The following is a 2,518-nucleotide window of genomic DNA, read 5'->3' as shown; positions in this document are numbered from 1 at the left end:
GCCGACGGGGAGGGCGCCTTCGGCGTCGTACGGCCGGAGCCACCCGGTGACGTGCTGCCGGGCCCGCTCGTCCCCGGGCCGGATGTGCTCGACGCGCGGGGCGAGTCGGTCGAACCGTGCGGCGAGGAGTCCGCCGAGTCCGTCGGCGGACGAGGGTTCTCCAGCGGTACGAATCTCACGTCTCCGGTGGGTGCCACGGTGGGGCGGGGTGAGGCGCCTCCCGGGCCCACGGCGGTGTAACCGTCGGCGCCCGTGCCGGTTCCGCAGGACGCCAGCGCCCCGCCCAGACAGACGAGAACCGCCGAGGCGCCCACCAGGGCGCCCCGACGGTCACGTATCCACGTCGCGTGAGGCATCGCGCCAGTGTGACTGACGGTCCGTCAAAGAGGAACCGCCGGGCACGACACCGTGCGTACGTCCCTGCCGTCAGTCGGAGATCAGTCCGTCCCGCAGCTGGGCCAGCGTGCGGGTCAGGAGACGGGAGACGTGCATCTGGGAGATGCCGACCTCCTCGCCGATCTGGGACTGCGTCATGTTCGCGAAGAAGCGGAGCATGATGATCCGGCGCTCGCGGGGCGGCAGCTTGGCGAGCAGGGGCTTCAGGGACTCGCGGTACTCCACGCCCTCCAGCGCGGTGTCCTCGTAGCCGAGGCGGTCGGCGAGCGAGCCCTCGCCGCCGTCGTCCTCGGGGGCCGGGGAGTCGAGGGAGGACGCCGTGTACGCGTTGCCGACGGCGAGGCCGTCGACCACGTCCTCCTCGGAGACGCCCAGCACGGCGGCGAGTTCGGTGACCGTCGGGGAGCGGTCGAGCTTCTGGGAGAGCTCGTCGCTCGCCTTGGTCAGGGCCAGGCGCAGCTCCTGAAGGCGGCGCGGAACCCGCACCGACCACGACGTGTCGCGGAAGAACCGCTTGATCTCGCCCACGACCGTCGGCATGGCGAACGTCGGGAACTCCACCCCGCGTTCGCAGTCGAAGCGGTCGATCGCCTTGATCAGGCCGATCGTTCCGACCTGGACGATGTCCTCCATCGGCTCGTTGCGCGACCGGAAACGGGCGGCGGCGTAACGCACCAGCGGGAGGTTGAGCTCGATGAGGGTGTCCCGTACGTAGGCACGCTCGGGGCTGTTCTCGTCCAGTGCGGCCAGCCGCAGGAACAGGGAGCGGGACAGGGTGCGGGTGTCGATGGTCTCCGAGGCCGGTACGGCCGGGACATCAGCAGCCGGAAGGACCGGGGGACCCGGAAGGTCCTGCGGGTCCTTGAGGTCCTGAGGGGCCTGGAGAGCGTCGGGCGCGGACTCGCCGTTGGCGAGTGTGAGCACCTTCGAGCTGCCCTGGTCTGCGGACATGCCACCCCCTTTGGGTCGCGGACGGACGCGGCGAACGCTCCCGTCGTAAGGAACGCAGCCTCCACCTGAATACCGGCTGCGAGGCTGCGGCAAACGCGCTTCCCGCAGAATGTCACATGTCGGCAACACGCTGTAGAGACATGTCGACATAGGAAGGGTGAATCCGCCCCGGAAAAAGGTGTTCTGGCGGTATTTCAGCTTAGAAATACCTGAATGGGGGAAGATAAGCGATTCGTTCGAGCCGGTGAAGACTCGGTCTTACTTTCGGTTACCCACGATGGCCTGGGGCCATGTCAGCCCCCGCCTTTCTGTGCGCCCCGCCTGCCTTTGTGCGCCCCGCGTGCCCCGCGTGCCCCGTTCGCCATGTGGGACGGTCGGGCGTGTCCCGCTCCTGGTCAGGCCTCGATCCGGTTCGCCGAGCGCAGCCGGGCGAAGCTACGGGCGAGTAGCCGGGACACGTGCATCTGCGAGACACCGAGTTCGGCACTGATCTGCGACTGCGTCAGGTTGTTGTAGTAGCGCAGAAGAAGGATGCGCTGTTCGCGTTCGGGGAGCTGGACGAGGAGATGGCGTACGAGGTCGCGGTGTTCCACTCCGTCGAGTGCCGGGTCCTCGTAGCCGAGCCGGTCGAGCAGGCCCGGCAGCCCGTCGCCCTCCTGGGCCGCCTCCAGTGAGGTCGCGTGGTACGAGCGGCCGGCCTCGATGCAGGAGAGGACCTCCTCCTCGGTGATGCGCAGCCGCTCGGCGATCTCGGCGGTCGTGGGGGTGCGCCCGAAGGCGGTCGTGAGGTCCTCGGTCGCGCTGTTCACCTGTACCCACAGCTCGTGCAGACGGCGCGGGACATGGACGGTGCGGACGTTGTCGCGGAAGTACCGCTTGATCTCGCCCACCACGGTCGGCATCGCGAAGGTGGGGAACTGCACGCCCCGGTCCGGGTCGAACCGGTCGATCGCGTTGATCAGCCCGATCGTGCCGACCTGGACCACGTCCTCCATGGGCTCGTTGCGGCTGCGGAAGCGGGCGGCGGCGTAGCGGACGAGGGGGAGGTTCGCCTCGATGAGCGCTCCGCGTACGCGGTGGTGCTCGGTCGTGCCGGGTTCCAGGTGCTTCAGCTTGGCGAAGAGCACCTGGGTGAGGGCGCGGGTGTCGGCGCCGCGGCGCTTCTCGGGGG

General features: G+C 69.2%; 3 protein-coding genes. 1 reads left to right on the top strand and 2 read right to left on the bottom strand.

All coding sequences use genetic code 11. From position 1 onward, the window contains the following. A partial coding sequence (locus tag FNH04_RS47060; protein WP_194237028.1) for a hypothetical protein occupies window positions 1-240 on the top strand: 240 nt, incomplete at its 5' end. A 186-nt stretch (window positions 241-426) separates the two neighbouring features. Here the strand turns inward: FNH04_RS47060 and FNH04_RS44745 are convergent. Together FNH04_RS44745 and FNH04_RS44740 are read right to left on the bottom strand one after the other, a co-directional pair. Further along, on the bottom strand, window positions 427-1,347 hold the full coding sequence (locus tag FNH04_RS44745) for an RNA polymerase sigma factor SigF (protein WP_152791956.1): 921 nt from the start codon (window positions 1,345-1,347) through the stop codon (window positions 427-429). A 395-nt stretch (window positions 1,348-1,742) separates the two neighbouring features. Beyond that, window positions 1,743-2,518: RNA polymerase sigma factor SigF (locus tag FNH04_RS44740; RefSeq protein ID WP_152791955.1), on the bottom strand; the 776-nt coding region annotated here is incomplete at its 5' end.

Source organism: Streptomyces phyllanthi, assembly GCF_009377205.1.
Classification (GTDB): Bacteria; Actinomycetota; Actinomycetes; order Streptomycetales; family Streptomycetaceae; genus Streptomyces; species Streptomyces phyllanthi.
Note: the sequence above shows the minus strand (reverse complement) of the source record. Positions and strands in the feature narration are given on the sequence as shown.

Bases quoted from the DNA above. Each gene is read 5' to 3' on its own strand.
- FNH04_RS44745 (WP_152791956.1), bottom strand. From the start codon at position 1,347: ATGTCCGCAGACCAGGGCAGCTCGAAGGTGCTCACACTCGCCAACGGC.